2 protein-coding genes are annotated in these 1,986 nt (G+C 52.6%); one reads left to right on the forward strand and one right to left on the reverse strand.

Annotation, left to right across the window (positions count from 1 at the left end; translation table 11 throughout):
• Window positions 1-525: 525 nt before the first annotated feature.
• Window positions 526-1,047, forward strand: coding sequence for a hypothetical protein (locus Q363_RS31420; RefSeq protein WP_245632600.1), 522 nt, complete (start codon window positions 526-528; stop codon window positions 1,045-1,047).
• Between the two features lie 216 nt (window positions 1,048-1,263).
• Here the strand turns inward: Q363_RS31420 and Q363_RS31425 are convergent, their stop codons facing one another.
• Complete coding sequence (locus Q363_RS31425; protein WP_035358670.1) at window positions 1,264-1,788, reverse strand: DinB family protein; 525 nt, start codon at window positions 1,786-1,788, stop codon at window positions 1,264-1,266.
• Between the last annotated feature and the right edge of the window lie 198 nt (window positions 1,789-1,986).

The raw sequence follows: 1,986 nt of genomic DNA on the forward strand, positions 1-1,986 counted from the left end.
AAGCTCGCCCTCAACCCTTATTCCCGGCCAGCAAGGCGGTCGACAAAAGACAGACCATCATAATTCAGGATGCTCACGAATGCCGATAGGTCCCTCGTCCTGCCCGTAAAGTCGCGATTTCGGTAACTTGCTGGGAACTTTCTCAAAACCCCGTTTTCATGCAATACAACTGAGCGGCTGGTCCGCCCTTGGGCCAGATAGCTTGCGGATCGACGACAATACTTCCGCGACCCAGTGGGACAGTCACCGGCACTTCGGAAGTGATATGAACTGCCCGTAATGTTCGGCTTGTCGGCGAGTTCGATCTGGCAGGTGACAAGATCTGACTCGCGATTCGCCACTGTTTCGCCTATGCCTTTCCCTAGTAGACGGCCTTTGGAGATTCCCCTACTGTTGGTCCCAATGGGCGGCGACTCGCGCCTCCCCACGCGCAAGATCTCTGCCAAATATGTAAAGGAGCACCATATGGCCACGCAACCCGTACCCGCATCCGATGAGGCAAAGGACTGGACAAAGCCCGCCGCGATGGCGATCCCAAAGGAGGGCTACTTCAAGAGAGAGGATGGACGGTATGGCCCGATCTTTCCCAAGACTCCGGCATGCTATGGCTTCTCCGTCATTGCAAAGGTCATCCCCGGACGGGAGGAGCACCTCTACAAACAGGCCAAGGTCATGGAGAAAGCAATCGCCGATGATCCGTCCACGCTCGCTATACTCAAGGCGCACTACCTGAGGTGGGTGATCTTCACCATTAAGGGGGAGAACTACCTGATGTATCAGGGCATTTTCGATACCGATTTCGACAAATACAGCGAAGACGCCTCTTTTCTCTTCGGGAAGACGGGCATCGAGGCGATCTTTGAGGCCCTCGAAGGATGGCCTGCCGATTACGCGTCAAATCCTTCGTCCATAGTCAAGTTTTTCCGCGAACACCAATGGCCTAGCTTCCTCGAATACAGCGAGCATCCCTATGTGAGTTGCGATGAAATCAAGAAAGCGCTCAACCTCAAAACGGCATTCTCAACTGCGCTCGACCAGATGCAGTGACCAAGGACACATCTTGCTTGAAATATCAGACATCCAGATAGAAGAGCGGGTGGCCTGATGTCTGCGGATGCTCATTAAACCAACAGGCCCTGGGGTGCTGGGTAGTGCCCGCAAAGTCGCCTTTTCGGAAACTTCCCCAAATGCGAAGTGAAAACCGGTGCAGTTTCCCCCAAAAAACTGGCTCTTAGCAAAATGGAGCGGATTTCGATTGCCACCCTATTCGGGGCCGCCCTTCGACCACGGCGGAACAATTCCGTTCATGCGCGCATATGCAATCAGTTGGCCCATGTGTTCGTTGTCATGAACGATGATGCGGAGGTACATGCCATCTACGGTGGCATCTTTGTTCATGATCTTGACCTTGCGCTGAAGATCGCCAGGCTTGAGCTGAGCGCGAGCTGTCTTGACTGCATCAAGTGAGCGCTTCAAAAAGGCGATGACATCCGCTTTCGACGTCACTGCCTTTTCCATATCGTTGGACTTTATGTCGGGTGGCATCGGAGGTCCCGTCACACTCAGCAAATAGAAGTTAGCTAATGCGATGTGCATGTAGATCTCGCTCGTTGACCTCACTCCAGGCGCTGGGCGCCATGCAAACTTGTCGGGAGGGGTGGCCTCGGCCAGAGCTATCAATTGCCGAGAGACGTGACCCCATTCTCCATCGTAGCCTTCCCAAAGCCCCTCATACTGAGCGTGGAGAGTCGAGGTACTCAAAATGATGAATAGTAACAACGTCTTCATAGCGTGCTCCTAGTCGCAGACTTTGAGTTTCTCCATCTCTTCATTTTAGGTTTCGAGTGATTGTAGACCTCGGCTTGGCCAATGTAGAGCGGTGATCTCCTAATGCCTGAAAAGTTCTATAAGAAGGAAAGTTCTATAAGAAGGAAAGTCAACAAAAAACACTTCGCCTTCGGCTGAATTTTTGTTGATTTTCAGCCC

It is taken from the genome of Edaphobacter aggregans DSM 19364 (genome assembly GCF_000745965.1).
GTDB lineage: Bacteria > Acidobacteriota > Terriglobia > Terriglobales > Acidobacteriaceae > Edaphobacter > Edaphobacter aggregans.